This window comes from Dietzia sp. JS16-p6b, assembly GCF_003052165.1.
In the GTDB taxonomy this organism is placed as follows: Bacteria; Actinomycetota; Actinomycetes; order Mycobacteriales; family Mycobacteriaceae; genus Dietzia.
On the sequence record NZ_CP024869.1, the window covers coordinates 1,066,681 to 1,085,023 of the forward strand.

Here is an 18,343-nt window from a genome sequence, read left to right on the forward strand (position 1 = left end):
CGCGCCCGCCGTGCAGCCGGAGCCGGCGCCCGATAGGCTGTCAGGGCGTTTACCCGGGCAGTCTGCCGGGGTGGGAAGGACACGCTCATGAGGTTCACCGGCCTGGCCAAGCTCGCCGTGACCGCTGTGATGGCCGGTGCGACCGCACTCGCGGCCCCCGCCGCCGCCCAGGCCGCGGTCCCGGTCGCCGGCGGCACCCCGGTGCTGGTCAACGGAGTGGCCGGGTGCACCCTCACCGCCGCCGGGTATGACGCCACCGGAGCCCCGGTGGCCTTCACGGCCGCCCACTGCAGCGACCGGATCAACTCCCCGGTCTTCCTCCGGAGCGACCCGGGAGCCGGGGTGATCGGCACCGTCGCGACGCGTAACGAGATCCTCGACTACTCGGTGATCCGGCTCGACCCGGGTACCGCGGTCCCCGTCCGCCAGCCCGGGGTCAGCGGGCGCGGTCCCGCCCCTGAGTTCGGTGACGTCGTGTGCAAGGACGGGTTGTCCACGGGGCACACCTGTGGCATCACGTGGCAGCGCGACGGCGCGAAGTTCTGGAGCCAGGCCTGCGCGGGATACGGGGACTCCGGTGGTCCGGTGACCCGCGACGGTCGCCTGGTGGGACTGCTGTCCGGTGGGCACATGCCTCCGAACGCCGGGCCCATCGGCAGCGTCGGTCCACTCCTGCCGTCCTGCTTCCACGCCGCGCAGTCGCCCTTCTTCCTCCCGGCGCTGGCGTACTCGTTCGATGCGATCGTGACCGATGCGACCGACCGCAACTGGCCCGGTCGCGGTTTCCGGATGGCCTGACGGCCCGCCGAGCGGACCGCCCGAAATCGGTGTGGATCATCGGCCCACCTGGTACGACTGGGGTCATCCCGGATGAGAGGTGAACCCATGACCAGCACCGATGCCACCGTTCCTCCCGAGCGACGCGACCGGGCCAGCAGGGGACTGTTCATGATCCTCGGGCTGATCGTCGTGGTGATCGTCGTGGGTCTTCTGGTGTTCCTGTTCACCGGGAATGCCGAGGAGTCCGCGCAGCCCGCGGCGGAGGACCCCCACTCCGCGCTCGCCGACGCCATCACCGCGGAGGTGGAGGGCGCCGTCGTCGAGTTCGAACCCGGCCTCGCCGCCGTCACCTTCCCCCTGCCGCCGGATGCCACTCCGGCCGCCGCCAGCCAGGCCGCCCAGGACGACTCGATCAGCATTCTCCGCGCCGTTCAGGACTCCGAGTGGTCGGGGACCGTGGAGATCACCGCCTACTCTGCGGCCGGCGACCAGCCGGAGGGCCAGGAGATGGTGAGGATGGTGTACCTGCCCGAAACAGTCGAACGGATCGACCCGGACGGGATCGGGCGCGAGGACGTGTGGGCCGAGGCGGACGAGCAGTTCGTCGACCCGGCCCTGGCGGGGTAGGCGCGCTGGCCGGGTGACCTCACCTCGCCCACAGTTCGGCGGACTCGGCGGCGCCCGCCTCAGACCGGATGCGTTGCCAGTTGCGGCCACCGCGCGCGAAGGTGGCCAGGACGGCGTCGGGGACGCTCGACCGGTCTGTCGGTTCGGATCGCCACGTGCACTCACGGACGTGCACCAGGTCCACCGAGTGCGCCTCGTCTGAGGCGTCGTAGCGCCACGGCCCCGCGAGACGCCCGAGCCAGTAGTGGCCGTCGACGTCCCGGGTCCAGACGTAGACGCCGTCGGGGACGTCGGCGAACCGCTCGATCCGGCGGGCCAACCTGGAGTCGTGCTGCGCCGCGGCGGCGTCGACCGCTTCGGCGAGCGACGACGGTGACGGCCCCTCGAGGCGCCCTCCCATGCCGCAGAGGCCGAGGCGCAGGCCGCGCTCGACTCCGCCACCGTCGGGCACCCGGTCGTCCCGCGACCGCATCGGGGCCCGGAAGAGGGGGACGTCGTCGTCAGGGGACATCGGTTCTGCTCCTGTTCGCGCGGCACCGTACCCGTCATGGTGCCTGACGCCAGTCGCCCCCGCGGATCACCGATCCACGGGGGCGCCTGTCGATCTCAGCCGCGCGCGCGGCAGGGACTCACTTCAGCTCGGCGCTGGACAGGTCGAGCAGTCGCCGCGCGATCACCAGCTGCTGGATCTGCTGGGTGCCCTCGAAGATGTCGAGGATCTTGGAGTCGCGTGACCACTTCTCCAGGAAACTGCGCTCGGAGTAGCCGTAGCTGCCGGCCAGCTCGACCGCGCCCAGGGTCACGGCGGAGCCGGTGCGCCCGGCCTTGGCCTTGCACATCGACGCCTCCTTGGTGTTGGGCATCTTGTTGTCGGCCATCCACGCCGCCCGCAGGGTGAGCAGATACGCGGACTCCCAGTCGGCCTCGAGCTCGAGGTACTTGGCCACCGCGGCGGGCTGGCTGGTCGCGGGCCGGTCGTAGTCGATCTCCAGCCCGGCCTCCTCGAGCAGCGCCCGGATCTCCTCCAGTGCGGCACGTGCGACGCCGACCGCCATCCCCGCCACGAGCGGGCGGGTGTTGTCGAACGTCTGCATGGCGCCGGCGAAGCCCTTGTCCACCCGGACCTCGGGATCGCCCAGGAGGTTCTCCTTGGGGACCCGGCAGTTGTCGAAGGTGATCTGTGCGGTGTCGGAGGCGCGGATGCCGAGCTTGTGCTCCAGCCGGTCCACGTTCACACCGGGGTGCTCGCGCGGCACGACGAAGGACTTGATGGCCGCGCGGCCCTTGCTCTTGTCGAGGGTCGCCCACACGACGATGTGGTCGGCCCGGGCACCGGACGTGATGTAGATCTTGGTGCCGTTGATCACGTACTCGTCGCCGTCCAACCGGGCGGTGGTGGACACCGCGGCGGAGTCGGAACCGAACTCGGGCTCGGTGATCGCCATGGAGGCCCAGACCCGTCCGAACCTCTCCATCTGCTCGTCGTTGGCGACCGCGGCGATCGCGGAGTTGCCCAGGCCCTGGCGCGGGATCGACAGGGTGAGTCCGACGTCCCCCCAGCACGTCTCGATGATGTTGAGGAGCGACTTCATGTTGCCGCCGTTGGACACGCCCTCGCGACGCGGCGCGCCGCCCGACCCCATGGTGGCACCGGAGGCGGCCTGCCCGGCGTCCTCCATGGCCTCCATCATGGCCTTGAGAGTGTCGAGCTCGACGGGGTACTCGTGCTCCGCGAGGTCGTACTTGCGGGACACGGGACGGAAGATCTGGGTGGCGACCTGGCGGGCCTGGTTGGCGCCCGCCTCGAGCCGCTTGGGGAGTTCGAGGTTGATCATCGTCAGAGTTCCTTAGTCCGGGTGGGGCGGGTGGCGGGGTGGGTGGTGATCACAGGACCACCACTCCCTCGGCCACGCCCACGGCGCGCAGGTCGCGGTACCAGCGCTCGACGGGGTGTTCCTTGGTGAACCCGTGGCCACCGAGCAGCTGGACGCCGTCGAGCCCGATCCTCATGCCCTTGTCGGCGGCGATCTTGCGGGCCAGTGCGGCCTCGCGGGCGAAGGGGAGTCCCTGCTCGGCGCGGGACGCCCCACGCCAGGTGACCAGGCGCATGCCGTCGAGTTCGGTGGCCATGTCGGCGACGGCGAAGGCGACCGCCTGGCGGTGGGCGATGGGCTCGCCGAACGCCTGGCGCTCCTTGACGTACGGGGTCACGTAGTCGAGGACCGCGTGCGAGGTGCCCACGGCGAGTGAGGCCCAACCCAGGCGGGACAGGCGGATGACGTCGGCGTAGGTGGCGGCCCGGTCCTCGGGGGAGGAGTCGGGGCCACCCAAGACGGCATCGGAGGGCAGCGAGACGTCGGTCAGGACGAGGCGTCCCAGGCCCGCGGCTCGCAGGCCCATGGACGGGTCCGCCTCGACCACGAGGCCCTCGGTGTCGGACTCGACCACGAAGAGCGTCGGGGCGCCGTCGAGGGAGGCCGCGATGACGAAGAGCTCCGCGCTGCCGGCGGTGGGCACCATCGACTTGATGCCGTTGAGCGTGAAGCCTCCCGGCCCGCGGGTCGCGGTGGTCGTGAGCTCGAACGGGTCGAAGAGCGGGCGGGGCTCGGCCACCACCACGGCGGCCGCCGGGGTCTTCTCGGAGGCGAAGGCCGGAAGATAGCTCTTCTGCTGCGCGTCGGACCCGAACTGGGTCAGGGTGGTGGCGACTCCGGAGGGCGCCAGGATCGGCAGGGCCAGCCCCATGTCGCCGTACGCCAGCGCCTCGGCGACCAGGGAGTTGGTCACCACTCCGCGCTCGGAGGCGATGCCCTCGAACTCCTCGGGCACGTTGAGCATGGTGGCGCCGATCTCGGCGGAGCGCTCCAGCAGCGAGGCCGGGGCCTCGGCGGCGTGGTCGGCGTCGTGGGCGGCCGGCCGCATGACCTCGGTGGCGAAGTCCCGGACCGTCTCGACGATCATCTGCTGGTCGTCGTCGAGGGTGAGGTCGAAGAGGTCGGGCCTCGACCCGGAGTCGGCGTCCGGCAGGCGCTTGGGCGCGCCGGATCCGGAGACCTTCTTGAAGGACTTGGTGGCGGCGCCGAGGGTCTTGAAGCCGGTCTTGGTGGCCTCGTAGGTGACCCGGTCGACCTTGTGGCGCAGGTTGAAGCGCTCGGCGAACTCCGACCCGGTGATCGTCGTGAGCGCGCGCATGGCGGCTCCGATGGCGTCGATCCTCGTGGGGTTCTTGCCCGGAGTGGAGGTCTCCGCGCGTCCGGTCGTGGACGGGGACGTCGAATTCTTGCTCATCATCACCAGCTGTTCTCGTGACGGACGGTGGACGGTGCTGTCGACGGACATCTTACTTCGGAGTAAGTTCCGAGCGCCACACTTTCCCCTCAAATCGTCTCGAGTGCAGGTCAGGGCGTCTAACTCAGCCCCGGAGAAGCGCTACCGCGTCCTCGACGGCCCCGGGACGGCCCGCCACGAACCAGTCGTAACCGTTCACCTCGACGGTCGCGCAGAGCCCGCCGGCGCCCTCGACGAGCGCCCGCCCGGGGAGCCAGTCCCACTCCGGGCACGAGTGCTGGCACCACACAGAGTGGACGCCGCAGGCCACCGCCGCGAGGTCGACCGAACCCGAACCGAGCATCCGGATGGTCGCCGCGCCCCGGCTGACGCGGTGGAAGGGATCGGCGAGGTCGGGGTCGGCGAAGAACGGCGGGTGCAGATAGGTGGCCAGGCTCCCGGCGGCCAACGCACCGGGGGTGAGGCGGGTCACCGGGACGCCGTTGCGGCGGGTGGGGACGTCCGAACCCCCGACGAAGGTCTCTCCGGTGACGGGGCGGTGGACGGCCCCCAGGAGGTAGTCGTCCGGGCCGGTCACCGCGACGGCCGAGCACCAGTAGTCGGAACCGCTGACGAAGTTGTACGTCCCGTCGACGGGGTCGACGACCCACCTGCGCTCGTGGCTCCCCTGGACGAGGGTCCCCTCCTCGCCGAGGACCCCGTCCTCGGGCCGGTGGGCGGCCAGGAGCGTGGTGATCTGGTGTTCGGCGGCCCTGTCCGCCTCGGTGACCACGTCGGACACCGAGGTCTTGTGGTGCACATCCAGTCCGTCGTCACGGAGACGGCGCGCCAGGGTCCCGGCGTCGACGACGAGCCGGGCGGCCAGATCCTCGTCCGCGATCGCCGTGACGGACTCGTCGGAGGGGTGCCGCCGGTGGCGGGTCTCAGGGGGCATGGGCTTCCTCCGCTGGTCCGCAGTGGCCCGCCGACCTCGTGCGGTAGCGGGTCCGTCCCCCGCGACGCTACCCCCGTCAGGCGACGGCTGGGCGTGCGGCGGGCCTCGGGCGGGTGGCGGGTGGGCGAACACGAGGAGGACGCCGACCCGCGTAGACTCCGATGCCGTGCACCCCGACGTTTCCGCCGACATCGCCGCCCTCGACGCCACCATGACGACGGTCGAGAAGGTCCTCGACATCGAGGAACTCGCCCGTCGCGTCGACGAGCTTGAGCAGATGGCCGCCGACCCCGACCTGTGGAACGACCAGGAACGGGCGCAGAAGGTCACCAGCGAGCTCTCCTACATCCAGGCCGACCTGCGGCGGTGCCGTGAGCTCCGCCAGCGCATCGAGGACCTCCCGCTGATGTACGAGCTCGCGGAGGAGGAGGGCGACGGGGCCGTCGAGGAGGCGGACGCCGAGCGGGCGCAGCTCCGGGAGGACGTCGAGGCGATCGAGGTCAAGACGATGCTCAGCGGCGAGTATGACCAGCGTGAGGCCGTGGTCAACATCCGTGCCGGCGCGGGCGGTGTCGACGCCGCGGACTTCGCGGAGATGTTGATGCGCATGTACGTGCGGTGGGCGGAGAAGGCCGGTCACAAGGTCGAGGTCTACGACACCTCGTACGCGGAGGAGGCCGGGATCAAGTCGGCGACGTTCGTCGTCCACGACCCGTACATGTACGGAACGCTCTCGGTGGAGCAGGGCACGCACCGCCTGGTGCGGATCAGCCCGTTCGACAACCAGGGTCGGCGGCAGACGTCCTTCGCCGAGGTCGAGGTGCTGCCGGTGGTGGAGCAGACGGACTCGATCGAGGTCGACGAGAACGAGGTGCGCGTCGACGTCTACCGCTCGTCCGGCCCCGGCGGACAGTCCGTCAACACCACCGACTCGGCGGTCCGCCTCACCCACGTCCCGACCGGGATCGTGGTGACGTGCCAGAACGAGAAGTCCCAGTTGCAGAACAAGGTCGCGGCCATGAAGGTCCTGCAGGCCAAGTTGCTCGCGCGCAAGCAGCAGGAGGAGCGGGCGGCGCTGGACGCGCTCGGGTCGGGGGGGAACGCCTCCTGGGGTAACCAGATGCGGTCCTACGTCCTGCACCCGTACCAGATGGTCAAGGACCTGCGGACAGAGTTCGAGGTCAACAACCCGTCGGCGGTCCTGGACGGCGACCTCGACGGGTTCATCGAGGCTGGCATCCGGTGGCGGATGCGGGAGGGGGCCGACGCGGAGTGAGTCTGCAGAGTGATTTCAGTCCGATCCTGAGGTGGTTGGGCAACGAGGGCCTGGAGGTCGTCCTCCTCGTCCTCGGTGCGGTGCTGCTGACCCGGGTGATCGCCAAGATCGCGCGGATGTGGACGGGGCGGATAGACTCACGCCACGCCGGCGAGGAATTCTGGTCCGAGGAGTCCAAGCACCTCCACTCCCTGATCCAGGTGATCTCGTATGTCGCCGTGGGTGTTCTCTACATCCTGTTCGGGATCCAGATCCTCCTGCGCTTCGGCGTCAACCTCGTCGCGCTGGTCGCGCCTGCGACCGTCCTCGGTGCGGCGCTGGGCTTCGGTGCGCAGAAGATCGTCCAGGACTTCCTGGCCGGGTTCTTCGTCCTTGCCGAGCGTCAATACGGCTACGGCGACATCGTCGAGCTCACCACGGCGACGGGGGTGACGGCGGGAACCGTCGAGGACGTCACCCTGCGGATCACGCGTCTGCGGACCCTCGACGGTGAGGCGGTGATCGTGCCCAACGGTCAGATCGTCACCGCGGTCAACCAGTCGCAGGACTGGGCGCGCGCGATCATCGACGTCCCGGTGCCCAACAACGCCGACATGGACAAGGCCCACGAGGTCCTCGCAGAGGTCTGCCGCGAGATCCTCGACGACGAGCGGGTGGGCCAATACATCCTGGACGAGCCCACCGTGATGGGAGTGCAGTCGATCCGCCTGGAGCAGACCGTGATCCGGCTGCTGGCCCGCACCAAGCCCGGCATGCAGTGGGAGGTCGGCCGGCGGATGCGCGCGGTCATCCTGCGCCGTTTCCGCGCGGAGGGCATCGTCCTGGAACCGGAGGCACTGGCCGCGATCCGGGCGGGCATGGTCCGCCCGCAGACCGGAGAGGGGAGCGCGTGATGGCCGAGCGCCGAGACGACGACACGACACCCGACGACCGCACACCAGACGACACGGCGGCGACGACCACGCGGGAACCCGTGATCACCAGCGATCCGCTGGGTCTCGGCGGGACCACCGATCCCGACGCCCCGTCCCGTCGCCCCCGACCGAAGGTCCTCTCGCTCCTCGGGGAGTTCTTCTCGATGTCGCGGACCACCGCGATCCTGCTGGTGACGTTCGTGGTGGTGGGCATCCTGTACTCGATGGTGAGGGAGCAGCCCGTCGTCGCCATCCGGACGCCCGCCCCACCCCCGGCGACCACCACGGAGGTCGAGCCGACCGCGCCGACGGGAACCCCCACGAGCACCCCCCCGACGGAACCGGTCACCGGGACGACCGTGCCCACGACGACCACGCCGACCGCGCCGACCGGGGTCCCCACGGGAACTCAGGCACCCGGGGGTCAGCCGACGACGTCCCCGGCCCCCGCTCGGCCCGGGACCCCGACCACGCAGCAGGCCCCGCAGGGGACCCAGACCCAACCCCAGACCGGGCAAGGGGGCGCGGCCGCCGGTCCGACCGCCGACGAGCAGACCTCGCCGTAGAGGCTCCGGGTAGCGAGGTGCCCGCCGCACGAGGCGACCCGAGTCGCCTCCACATGTTGCAGGAGTAACGCTAGGCTGCTCGTGTGATCAGTGCTTCCCATGTGACCAAGTCGTACGCGTCCTCGACGCGCCCGGCTCTGTCCGACGTGAGCGTCGAGATCGCCGAGGGCGAATTCGCATTTCTCATCGGCGCGTCCGGGTCGGGAAAGTCGACGTTCCTGCGTCTGCTGCTCCGCGAAGACCGGCCCGATTCCGGGACCCTGGTCGTCGCGGGCCACGACCTCACCAGGATGAAGGCGTCGTCCGTACCCACGCTGCGCCGCTCGCTCGGTTGCGTCTTTCAGGACTTCCGCCTCCTGCCGAGCAAGACCGTGGCCGAGAACGTGGCCTTCGCGCTCCAGGTGATCGGCACCTCCCGCCGCACGATCGACAAGGTCGTTCCCGAGACGCTCGAGATGGTCGGACTGGCCCGTGAGGCCGGACGTCGGCCGCACGAGCTCTCCGGTGGCGAACAGCAACGCGTCGCCATCGCCCGGGCGTTCGTCAACCGGCCGCGGTTGCTGCTCGCCGACGAGCCGACCGGCAACCTCGACCCCGAGACCAGCGAGGACATCATGCTGCTGCTCGACCGGATCAACCGGACCGGCACCACGGTCCTCATGGCCACGCACGACCGCCACATCGTCGACCGGTCACGGCGCCGCGTGGTGGAGCTGGTCGACGGGATGGTCGTCCGGGACGACGCCAGCGGCACCTACGGGGTGGGACGCTGATGGCCGCGCGGTTCATCGCGTCCGAGGTCGGGCAGGGGCTGCGTCGGAACCTGTCCATGACGCTGGCCATGATCATCACCACCGCCGTCGCGTTGGCGATGCTCGGCGCGGGCGTATTGGTGGTGATGACCGCCTCGGCCAGCCAGGCGAAGTACGACTACCTCAACGAGTTCCGCGTCTACGTGGACCGTCCCATCTCCATCGAGGACCCCGACTGCACTGCCGCGTGTGGTGAGATCCGGGACCAGCTGGAGGCCACGGCCGGCGTGGCGTCGGTGGAGTACAAGAACCCGCAGGAGACGTACGAGGAGTTCGTCGAGCTGTTCTCCTCCACCGACCCCGTCCTCGTGGAGTCGACCTCGCCGGACGCCCTCGGCTCGCGGTTCACCCTCACACTCGACGACCCCACCCGGGCCGAGTCGGTGGCCGCGGACCTGGGGGCGATCGCGGGGATCGAGGTCGTGCAGGGCCAGGGGGAGTTGGTCGAGCGCGTCTTCTCGGTCCTCGACGGCATCCGGAACGCCGCCTTCGCCGTCGCGGTGGTCCAACTCCTGGCCACCGTGTTGCTCATCGCCAACATGACGCAGATCGCGGCCTTCACCCGCCGGACCGCGCTCGGCATCATGCGACTGGTGGGCGCGAGCCGCTGGTACACCGAACTCCCGTTCGTGGTGGAGGCCGTGCTCGCGTCGGTGGTCGGTTCGCTGCTCGCGGTCGGTGGACTCCTGGGGGCCAAGGTCGTGTTCCTCGACAGGGTGCTGGCGGAGGCGTACCGGGCGAACCTGGTGGAACGGATCACCACCGCCGACATCCTGACGCTCGCCCCGGGGCTGATCGTGGCGGGCGCGGTCGTGTCCGCCCTCACGGCGTGGGTCACCCTGAGGGTGACGGTTCGGCAGTGATCCCGCGCTGATCTAGACTGGGGGATCTGCCCGACGGACGGACGAGGAGGTGAACCGGCGTGGCCAAGAAGAACAAGAAGAAGGGCGCGTCGACCCTCGGCCGTGACGGCAGCGTGGTCGCCAGCAACCGCAAGGCCCGCCACGAGTACTCGATCCTGTCCACCCACGAGGCCGGCATCGCGCTCCTGGGCACGGAGATCAAGAGCATGCGTGAGGGACAGGCCTCGCTGGTCGACGCGTTCGCGACCATCGACGACGGCGAGGTGTGGCTCCGCGGGCTCCACATCCCCGAGTACTCGCACGGGAGCTGGACCAATCACGCGCCCAAGCGGGCCCGCAAGCTCCTACTGCACCGGCGCGAGATCGATTCCCTCGTCGGCAAGGTGCGGGACGGCAACGCCACTCTGGTCCCCCTGTCCCTCTACTTCGTGAACGGACGGGTGAAGGTCGAACTGGCCGTCGCTCGCGGTAAGCAGGCGCACGACAAGCGGCACGACATCGCCAGGAGGACCGCCGAGCGCGAGGCCGTCCGCGAGCTCGGCAGGAAGATCAAGGGCATGCACGCGTGATCCGGTCGCGCAGGGGTGGTGTGGAGACGGACATCACCCTGGCGACTCGACCTCGGTCGGGGTAAGATCGGTGGTCCGTCGATGAGAGTCGGCGGTCCTGACGGGGCTGATGTGGTTTCGACTACGTGAGTTGACGCAGGGGAAGCGTGCCGGTGCAGGCCAGAGACCACCGTAAGCGTCGTGGCAACCAATTACGCGCCGATACCAATCAGCGCGACTACGCCCTCGCTGCCTGATAGCGAGCCCGTAGTCTGTCGGCCCGGGGTCGCCCTCGCCCCGGTCACCGGCATCATCTAGAGGGATCACCGGCTCACCCGGTCACGGGGTGGGTCGGGACATCCAACAGTGACTGGGATCGTCATCGCCGACATGTCCGCATGAGGGCGAGATCCGAGTAGAGGCCAACGCGGACTGCGCACGGAGAAGCCCTGCCGATGCTGCGGAGGACCCGGGTTCAATTCCCGGCAGCTCCACCATCGGGCCGAGCCCCCGGTCGACCATCGACCGGGGGTTCGGTGCATTTCGACGGTCCTCCCACCTCCAGGCGCCTGTGCGGCACCTCGAAGCACCTGAAAGAGGACTCAGGCGGCTTCGGTACCCTCGCTGTAGTCGCCGCTCGTCCCGAACGGGCCGACGATGTCCCAGTAGAGAAAGGCCCACGCCCACGTGAACGCCAAGTCCGCAGGCAACAAGAGCACCAAGGTGCTCCAGACCAAGAAGAACAACGGCATGCTGATCACGGTCGCGGCGCTGATCGCCGTCGCCGTCCTGGTCCTCGGTGGCGTGGTGTGGATGGCCCAGCGAGGGGGCGAGGCCAACCCCATCACGTTCGGTGAGACGGCGGATGAGCTGATCGAGATCTCGGACACGGGCGTGATCACGGTGGGGGAGGAGGCCGCTCCGACGGTCCAGATCTGGGAGGACTTCATGTGCCCGGCGTGCGCCTCGTTCGAGAGGCAGTACGGCGTCCCGATCGCAGAGGCCGTCGAGGCCGGTGACCTGCGGGTGGAGTACCACACCCTCAACTTCCTCGACCGCCAGTCGGCCTCGGGCGAATACTCCACGCGGGCCATCGCCGCGGTCCAGTGCGTCGCTGCCAAGGACTCGATGCCCACCTTCTTCGAGGTCAAGAACGCCTTCTTCGCGCAGCAACCCGCTGAGGGCGGGGGCGACCGTTCCGCCCGGGAGCTGGCGTCCACGGCCGAGGCGGCCGGCGCGAACGCGGACACCGTCGAGTGCATCGGCAACGTGGAGACCAACGGCGGGATGGAGAAGGCCTCGGACACCGCCGACAACTCGCAGGACAGTATCCGTGAGGTCACCGACCGCGTCTCCACGCCCACCGTCGCCTACGAGGGTGAGGTCGTGGAGTTCGGCGACCCGGCCTGGCTGGACAACATCATCTCCTGACCCGGGTCGACGCGGATCGCCTCCGGCCCCGCCCGTCCAGGGCGGGGCCGGAGGCGATTTGGAGGGCCGAAGCGGGATGGTGTAACTTTGGTCGGGCCGGTCGCCGAGAGGTGAACGGCAGGAGAATGAGCACGGGGCTATGGCGCAGCTGGTAGCGCACCACACTGGCAGTGTGGGGGTCAGGGGTTCGAGTCCCCTTAGCTCCACCCGGAGGACCGATCCGGCGACGGACGGTTCGCACTGATAGGAGCCCGGCCACTGGTCGGGCTCCTATTCATTTCCATGGTGGGTGAGGGCGTGACCGCACGGCTATCCCTGCTGCGCGGCCCACTCGGCGACGCGTCGCGCGCTCTCCGACTCGGACAGGTCCTCGACGCGCGTCATGATCGACCAGCGCACGCCGTAAGGGTCCACGATCGAGGCGAACCTGTCGCCGGAGACGAACTCGCTCACCGGCTCGCGGACCGTCGCGCCGGCCCTGACCGCGCGGTCCACCACCTCGTCGACGTCCGCGCAGTACAGCCCGAGCGAGTAGCAGGCCACCCCTCCGGAGGGTGCGGGCACGAGCCCGTAGTCGGGGCTCGGCTCGCCGAACTGCAACCGGCCGTTGCCGAAGTCGAGTTCGGCGTGGACGACGACCCCTCCCATCTCCGTCACGTCGACCACCCGGGCGCCGAAGACCGAGGAATAGAATTCGACGGCCCCCTTCGCGCCCTCGATCGCGAGAAACGGAGTGAGGCTGGTCGAGCCGTGGGGGACGCCGTCTGTGGTGTGCTGCCCGGTGGCCCCGGTCCGGGGCGAGGTGGTGTCGGTCATGGGATGACCCTAGAAGTGCCCGCACTTTGATGGCTTGAAGATTCGCGACGTCAGTCGCGGCGGAGGAGTGAGGGAGGGGAGAGGATGTCGGAGCTCGCAGATCGGCGCGGAGTGCTCTACCCGGACCGGTTGCCCACCTTCCACCGCCAGGAGGCCCCGGTCGACCTGCGCGACCGCATCCGGTGGTTCTGGATCCCGCGGTGGAGTCTGCCACCGGGCAGGACCTCCCGGCAGGAACTCCTGCCGTTTCCCGCGTCCAACCTCGTCGTCGAACCCTCCGGCGTGACCCTCTCCGGACCGACGACCGGCATCTCCCACCGTGACCTCAGTGGCAGCGGGTGGGCGGTCGGAGCCCTGCTCCGACCCGCCGGGTTGGCCTCCCTGTCGACCGCGCCGCAGGAGCTCCGCGATGCCGAGACACCGGTCGAGGCAGCAGAGTTGCATCGCGCCGTCGGCGCGGCGATGGGGGACGACGTCGTCGACCAGCCGCGACCATCCGACCAGCGCGGGGTCGACCAGTGCGACCACCAGCGCGAACCCCTCGCGCGCGACAAGGCGGTGCGCGCCTTCTCGGCCTGGGCCGCCGCGACCCTGGCGGCGCCTGGTGCCGACGGGATGCTGGCCAACGCCATGGAGGACCTCATCGCCTCCGACCGGTCGATCGTGCGGGTGGACCAGGTCGCCGCGGCCCTGGGGATCTCGACGCGTGCCGTGCAGCGGCTCGCGCGCCGCTACGTGGGCCTGCCACCACTGAAGATGATCCGTCGGTACCGACTCCAGGAGGCCGCGCAGCGGCTACGCGACGACCCCACTGTGATGATCGCCCGGGTCGCCGCCGACCTCGGGTACTCCGACCACGCCCACCTCAGCGCGGACTTCCGCACGGTCCTCGGACTGAGCCCCCGCTCCTACCGTCGCGGGCCCGGCGCCGCCGCGAAGGGATCCTCGGACGGGTGACGGATGGGGACGATCCGCTGGCCGAGCGGGAGCAGTGCCAGCGGGACCATCTTCCAACAGGCGATCCCGAAGGGGATGCCGACGATCGTCAGGCACAGCAGCAACCCCGCGACCAGGTGGGCGAGCGCCAGCTCCCAGCCGAGCACCAGGATCCACAGGATGTTCCCGAGCATCGAGAGCGCACCGGCGTCCCGGCGGAACTCGGTCCGCCGGCCGAACGGCCACAGGACATACGCGGCGAGTCGGAACGAGGCGATGCCGAAGGGGATGGTGATGATCAGGATGCAGGCGATGACCCCGGCGATGACGTACGCCAGTGCCAACCACCAGCCGGCGAGAAGAAACCAGAGCACGTTCCCCAGGGTTCGCATCTCCTCACGGTAGTCGTCGACTCGGACCCCGGTAACCGGTTCCGGGGCCCCGGTGCACGGCGTGAGGCCAAACCGCTGACGGCGGGCCCGGCGTGTGTGATGTTGGGAGGATGACTCCCCGTAAGAGTGTTGTCACCAGGCTCCTGCTCGCCCCGGCGCTCGTCATCGCACTGGTCGCTACCGTCCTGATCACGGGTTCCGCGCTGGCGCGTGCCGAATCTCGGATGGTCGAGGGGTTCCACTGGGGGGTGGCCACCTCGGGCTTCCAGGTCGAGGGTTCAAATAGGGACTCCAACTGGAAGCGCTACGTCGACGCCGCGGCCGCCCGCGGCGAGGCCGACCCGGTGAACGACGCGGTGGACTTCTGGAACCGATACCCGGAGGACATCGCGCGCGCCGCCGACATGGGCGTCACCACCTTCCGTCTCAGCGTGGAGTGGTCCCGCATCGAACCCGAGCCGGGGCGGTACGACGAGGGGGCGCTGCGTCGGTACGACCACATCCTCGACACGATCCGGGCGCACGGGATGACGCCCATGATCACGATGGTCCACTACGTGTACCCCGGATGGCTCGTCGACCGGGGCGGTTTCCTCTCGCCGGACGCGGTGGAGGCCTTCGGCCGCTACGCCGAGCTCGTCACCGAGCGGTGGGCCGGCGACGGGACGATGTGGGTCACCTTCAACGAGCCCCTGGTGTTCTTCAGCCACGAACTTCGCATCGGCCTGGTCGGCCTGCACCAGTTCACCGAGTTCCGCGACAACGTCGTCGCGGCCCACAAGCTGGGATACCACGCCGCGCACCGCGCCGACCCGGAGGCGATGGTGACCGCCAACGAGGCGTACCTCCCCGCGTTCGCCCCGGCCACCGACGACCTGCTGCTCAACCACATCCGCGAGGAGCTGGACTTCATCGGGATCGACTACTACTACGGAATCGCGCTCGACAACCTCACCACCATCCGCGCCGCGTGGGACGACTTCGCCGGCGTGCGTCCGCAACCGGAAGGGATGTACGAGTCGATCGTGCACTACGCGCGGCACTTTCCCGGTAAGCCGCTGTACATCGTCGAGAACGGGATGCCCACCCACAACGGGCACCGGGAGGACGGGATCGAGCGCGGCGACTACCTCCGGGACGTCGTCTTCTGGATCCAGCGCGCGGCCGCCGACGGTTACCCGGTGATCGGATACAACCACTGGTCTCTGGTCGACAACTACGAGTGGGGAACATACGACTCCCGCTTCGGCCTGTACCGGGTCGACGTACTCACGGATCCGCTGCTCGAGCGCAGGCCGACCTCCGGGGTCGACGCCTACCGGGACGTGATCGCGCGCGGCGGAGTCCCGGAGGGCTACCGCCCGGTTCTGCCGGTGGGTGTGTGCTCGCTGGGGACGATCCCCGACACCTGCCTGGATCCGGTCGACGTTCACGGGCCGCTCGCGAGGCTGGGTCGCTGACCGCGGGCGCTCAGAGGAGAACCTGTCACCGCCGGGCCGGGCGGACGTAGGGTCATCCCATGGATCGGTTCGACACCGTCGTCAGGGAGCTCGACGCCCTGGTCGACGCCGGGCGGCTCACGGGTTTCGTCTGCGGGGTCCGGCAGGATGGCCGGACGCTGATCGCAGCGGGCGGGTCGCGGTCACCCGACGGGCCCGCGCTCGACCCGGACACGGTGTTCCCCCTGTCGTCCAACACCAAGCCGGTGGGCGGCGTGCTCGCGCTGCGGATGGTCGAGCTCGGGATCCTCGCACTCGACGACCCGGTCTCCACCCTTCTGCCGGAGTTGTCGGCCCCGCGGGTCCTCACCCGGCCCGGCGCACCGATCGACCGGACCGTGCCGGCCGGCCGACAGATCACCCTGCGACACCTGCTCACCATGACCGCCGGCGTCGGATGGGCGGGAGAGGGCAGTCCTCTGACCGTCGCCATGGTCGAGCGACAGATCGCGCCGGGACCCTTCGCGCCTCCGATGGAGCCGGACGAGTACCTGCGGCTGCTGGGCGCGCTGCCCCTGGCCGATCAGCCCGGGGTGGGCTGGCACTACCACACCAGCAGCGACGTGCTGAGTGTCCTCCTGGCGAGGGCCACGGGAGCGACCGTGTCCGACCTGGTGGCCGACCACGTCACCGGCCCGCTCGGTCTCGCGGACGTGGGGTTCACCGCCGACCCCGACCGACTCCCCACCAGTTACGGGCCCGGCCCCGACGGGGGCTTACGGGCGCTGGACACCGGTGACCGGTTCGCCCACCCGCCGCGCTTCGAGTCTCTGGCGTGCGGGCTGACCTCGACCGTCTCGGACCACCTCGAATTCCTCGACGTCCTGGTCGACGGTGGGGTGGTCCTGGGGTCGGAGTCCGTGGAGGTGATGACGGCCGACCACCTGACCGCGCGGCAGCGGGCCGACGCGGAGGGGTTCATCGGACCCGGCTGCGGGTACGGGATGCAGGTCGAGGTCCGTCCCGGCGGGGTCGTCGGTTGGGCCGGGGGACTGGGCACCATCGCATACGTCGACCGGCGCACGGGCCGCGGCGCGGCGGTGTTCACCACGCAGTCCTACGACGTACCGGGGACGGCGGAGGCGCTGGACACCGTGTGGGCGCTGCTGCGGTGACCGATCGGCGGTGGGCGACCGCGGGGGCTCACCCCTCGCGCCACCAGGTGTCCAGAGGAGTGGCCGGGACGGCCCGCTTGTGGCGGGTGGCCAGGAACAGCTGCTCGATCCGGTCGACGGCCTCCGCCGACACGCCGTCGCGGCCCTCGAGATAGTCGTCGATCTGCTCGTAGGTCACGCCCAGCGCCTCCTCGTCGTGCAGTCCCGGCCGGTCGTCCTCGAGATCGGCGGTGGGGAGCTTTCGCCAGGTCGACTCCGGCGCGCCCAGGTATCGCAGGAGCGCGGCGCCCTGGCGCTTGGTGAGGCCAGTCAACGGGGTGAGATCGACCCCGCCGTCGCCGTACTTGGTGAAGAACCCCGTGACCGCCTCGGCCGCGTGATCCGTGCCCACGACGAGAAGTCCGAGCTGCCCGGCCACGGCGTACTGTGCGACCATCCGCTGACGCGCCTTGACGTTGCCCCGGACGAAGTCCCGCAGCGGACCCCCGTGGTCGGGCAGCACCTCCAACGCCTCGGCAGTAATCGCTGACATGGTGGCCGACGCGGGCTGAACGTCGACGGTGACGCGGGCGTCGGGTCGGATGAAGTCCAGGGCCACGACGGCGTCGGCCTCGTCCGCCTGGGTGCCGTGGGGCAGGCGCATGGCGACGAATCGAGCGCTGGGCAGCCCCTCGTCGCGCAGCTTCTCCGCGGCGAGCTGGCAGAGTCGACCTGTGAGGGTGGAGTCCTGGCCACCGCTGATGCCGAGGACGAACCCCGTGGCCGGGGTGCTGCGGACGTAGTCGGCCAGAAACGCCACCCGACGATCCACCTCCTGCGCCGGATCGATGTCGGGGCGAACACCGAGTTCGTGGATGATGGACGCGCGGAGCGCGCTGATGCCGGGAGAGGACTGGGTCATGGCGTCAGCATAGAAACCCAGTGTGACTTCTGGGTGACATGCGGGGCGGACACGGCGTGACGTACGGACGGGGACAGGGTCGACGCACGGAATCGCCGGTTGGAGTTCTGACGGGGCAGTCCGTTACGATGGACCAGTTGTGTGTCGTGCATCCGACCTCCGGGTCGGACGTGTCGCGCAGTCATCCCAGTCGTGTCGGCGGCCATCACGGCCGCCCCGAGAGCCTAAGGAGCGCCAGATGAAGGTCCGCAAGTCCCTTCGGTCGCTGAAGAACAAGCCGGGCGCCCAGGTTGTCCGTCGTCGCGGCAAGGTCTACGTGATCAACAAGAAGGACCCCCGTTTCAAGGCCCGCCAGGGCTGAGTCCGTCCGCGTGGGAGCCCACGCACCCGCGAGGGCCCGTCACCGGTTCGCCGGTGGCGGGCCCTCGTCGTCGTGGGGCGGTGCCGAACCGTCGATGCCGGTCCGTCGGGGCCGGCGATCACGGGCGCGTGACCGGGCGCGCCTGTGGAGCGGGTGGGGACAGGATGTGGGGCGCTTGGGGACGGCCTGTGGGGCGCCGGACCGGGTTCCCGACGCGTGTTCGGGCGTGGCAGTGTGGCGTCCGGGGAGCGGCGCGTCGGCATCTGGGACGCTCTGTCCAGCCG

20 protein-coding genes, 1 tRNA gene and 1 other RNA gene are annotated in these 18,343 nt (G+C 70.0%); 15 read left to right on the top strand and 7 right to left on the bottom strand.

Annotated elements, in window-relative coordinates; all coding sequences use genetic code 11:
* Positions 1-87: 87 nt before the first annotated feature.
* On the top strand, positions 88-798 hold the full coding sequence (locus CT688_RS04820) for a peptidase S1 (protein ID WP_107755974.1): 711 nt from the start codon (positions 88-90) through the stop codon (positions 796-798).
* Between the two features lie 87 nt (positions 799-885).
* On the top strand, positions 886-1,407 hold the full coding sequence (locus CT688_RS04825) for a hypothetical protein (RefSeq protein ID WP_107755975.1): 522 nt from the start codon (positions 886-888) through the stop codon (positions 1,405-1,407).
* Positions 1,408-1,426: 19 nt separating this feature from the next.
* On the opposite strand, the gene CT688_RS04830 is transcribed toward CT688_RS04825, so the two are convergent.
* The 4 genes from CT688_RS04830 to CT688_RS04845 form a co-directional block, all read right to left on the bottom strand.
* Positions 1,427-1,918 carry a GAF domain-containing protein gene (locus tag CT688_RS04830; protein WP_107755976.1) on the bottom strand — a complete coding sequence of 164 codons (492 nt, stop codon included), beginning with the start codon at positions 1,916-1,918 and terminating at the stop codon, positions 1,427-1,429.
* 118 nt (positions 1,919-2,036) lie between these two features.
* Entirely contained in the window at positions 2,037-3,242 is a 1,206-nt protein-coding gene (locus tag CT688_RS04835; RefSeq protein ID WP_107755977.1) for an acyl-CoA dehydrogenase family protein, read from the bottom strand.
* A 49-nt stretch (positions 3,243-3,291) separates the two neighbouring features.
* On the bottom strand, positions 3,292-4,698 hold the full coding sequence (locus tag CT688_RS04840; protein WP_107758009.1) for an acyl-CoA dehydrogenase family protein: 1,407 nt from the start codon (positions 4,696-4,698) through the stop codon (positions 3,292-3,294).
* Positions 4,699-4,819: 121 nt separating this feature from the next.
* The gene (locus CT688_RS04845) at positions 4,820-5,629 is read right to left on the bottom strand and encodes an inositol monophosphatase (RefSeq protein ID WP_107755978.1); all 810 of its coding nucleotides are present in this window, start codon (positions 5,627-5,629) and stop codon (positions 4,820-4,822) included.
* Positions 5,630-5,795: 166 nt separating this feature from the next.
* Here CT688_RS04845 and prfB point away from each other — a divergent pair, with 166 nt between their 5' ends.
* From prfB to CT688_RS04890, 9 genes are all read left to right on the top strand, one after another.
* Positions 5,796-6,905: a peptide chain release factor 2 gene (gene prfB / locus CT688_RS04850; protein ID WP_017836577.1), complete on the top strand. Its 1,110-nt coding sequence runs from the start codon at positions 5,796-5,798 to the stop codon at positions 6,903-6,905.
* On the top strand, positions 6,902-7,798 hold the full coding sequence (locus CT688_RS04855; RefSeq protein ID WP_107755979.1) for a mechanosensitive ion channel family protein: 897 nt from the start codon (positions 6,902-6,904) through the stop codon (positions 7,796-7,798). The genes prfB and CT688_RS04855 overlap by 4 nt, the downstream gene beginning before the upstream one ends.
* On the top strand, positions 7,798-8,385 hold the full coding sequence (locus CT688_RS04860; RefSeq protein ID WP_107755980.1) for a hypothetical protein: 588 nt from the start codon (positions 7,798-7,800) through the stop codon (positions 8,383-8,385). Before CT688_RS04855 ends, CT688_RS04860 begins: the two co-directional genes overlap by 1 nt.
* Positions 8,386-8,468: 83 nt before the next feature.
* A complete protein-coding gene (gene ftsE, locus CT688_RS04865; protein ID WP_107755981.1) occupies positions 8,469-9,158 on the top strand; it encodes a cell division ATP-binding protein FtsE in 690 nt (229 codons plus the stop codon).
* Complete coding sequence (gene ftsX / locus CT688_RS04870) at positions 9,158-10,060, top strand: permease-like cell division protein FtsX (RefSeq protein WP_107755982.1); 903 nt, start codon at positions 9,158-9,160, stop codon at positions 10,058-10,060. Before ftsE ends, ftsX begins: the two co-directional genes overlap by 1 nt.
* A gap of 59 nt (positions 10,061-10,119) precedes the next feature.
* Positions 10,120-10,629: an SsrA-binding protein SmpB gene (smpB, locus tag CT688_RS04875; protein WP_107755983.1), complete on the top strand. Its 510-nt coding sequence runs from the start codon at positions 10,120-10,122 to the stop codon at positions 10,627-10,629.
* A 102-nt stretch (positions 10,630-10,731) separates the two neighbouring features.
* Positions 10,732-11,105: a transfer-messenger RNA gene (ssrA, locus tag CT688_RS04880) on the top strand.
* Between the two features lie 190 nt (positions 11,106-11,295).
* On the top strand, positions 11,296-12,039 hold the full coding sequence (locus CT688_RS04885) for a thioredoxin domain-containing protein (RefSeq protein ID WP_182613808.1): 744 nt from the start codon (positions 11,296-11,298) through the stop codon (positions 12,037-12,039).
* 133 nt (positions 12,040-12,172) lie between these two features.
* A tRNA-Ala gene (locus CT688_RS04890) sits at positions 12,173-12,245 on the top strand.
* A gap of 103 nt (positions 12,246-12,348) precedes the next feature.
* Here the strand turns inward: CT688_RS04890 and CT688_RS04895 are convergent.
* Positions 12,349-12,855 (bottom strand): glyoxalase/bleomycin resistance/extradiol dioxygenase family protein, encoded by a 507-nt coding sequence (locus CT688_RS04895; protein ID WP_107755985.1) that lies wholly within the window; start codon positions 12,853-12,855, stop codon positions 12,349-12,351.
* Between the two features lie 84 nt (positions 12,856-12,939).
* On the opposite strand from CT688_RS04895, the gene CT688_RS04900 reads away from it, so the two are divergent.
* Positions 12,940-13,812 (top strand): helix-turn-helix domain-containing protein, encoded by an 873-nt coding sequence (locus CT688_RS04900; RefSeq protein ID WP_107755986.1) that lies wholly within the window; start codon positions 12,940-12,942, stop codon positions 13,810-13,812.
* Here CT688_RS04900 and CT688_RS04905 read toward each other — a convergent pair.
* Entirely contained in the window at positions 13,764-14,183 is a 420-nt protein-coding gene (locus CT688_RS04905) for a YccF domain-containing protein (RefSeq protein ID WP_107755987.1), read from the bottom strand. The genes CT688_RS04900 and CT688_RS04905 overlap by 49 nt on opposite strands.
* Positions 14,184-14,293: 110 nt before the next feature.
* On the opposite strand from CT688_RS04905, the gene CT688_RS04910 reads away from it, so the two are divergent.
* Positions 14,294-15,643: a glycoside hydrolase family 1 protein gene (locus tag CT688_RS04910; protein WP_107755988.1), complete on the top strand. Its 1,350-nt coding sequence runs from the start codon at positions 14,294-14,296 to the stop codon at positions 15,641-15,643.
* A gap of 59 nt (positions 15,644-15,702) precedes the next feature.
* Positions 15,703-16,797 carry a serine hydrolase gene (locus CT688_RS04915; RefSeq protein WP_107755989.1) on the top strand — a complete coding sequence of 365 codons (1,095 nt, stop codon included), beginning with the start codon at positions 15,703-15,705 and terminating at the stop codon, positions 16,795-16,797.
* A 28-nt stretch (positions 16,798-16,825) separates the two neighbouring features.
* On the opposite strand, the gene nadE is transcribed toward CT688_RS04915, so the two are convergent.
* Positions 16,826-17,677 carry an ammonia-dependent NAD(+) synthetase gene (gene nadE, locus CT688_RS04920; RefSeq protein ID WP_107758010.1) on the bottom strand — a complete coding sequence of 284 codons (852 nt, stop codon included), beginning with the start codon at positions 17,675-17,677 and terminating at the stop codon, positions 16,826-16,828.
* A gap of 259 nt (positions 17,678-17,936) precedes the next feature.
* Between nadE and ykgO the strand changes: the two genes are divergently transcribed.
* Positions 17,937-18,059, top strand: a complete 123-nt coding sequence (gene ykgO / locus CT688_RS04925; RefSeq protein WP_003852698.1) for a type B 50S ribosomal protein L36 — start codon at positions 17,937-17,939, stop codon at positions 18,057-18,059.
* The last annotated feature ends 284 nt before the right edge of the window (positions 18,060-18,343 follow it).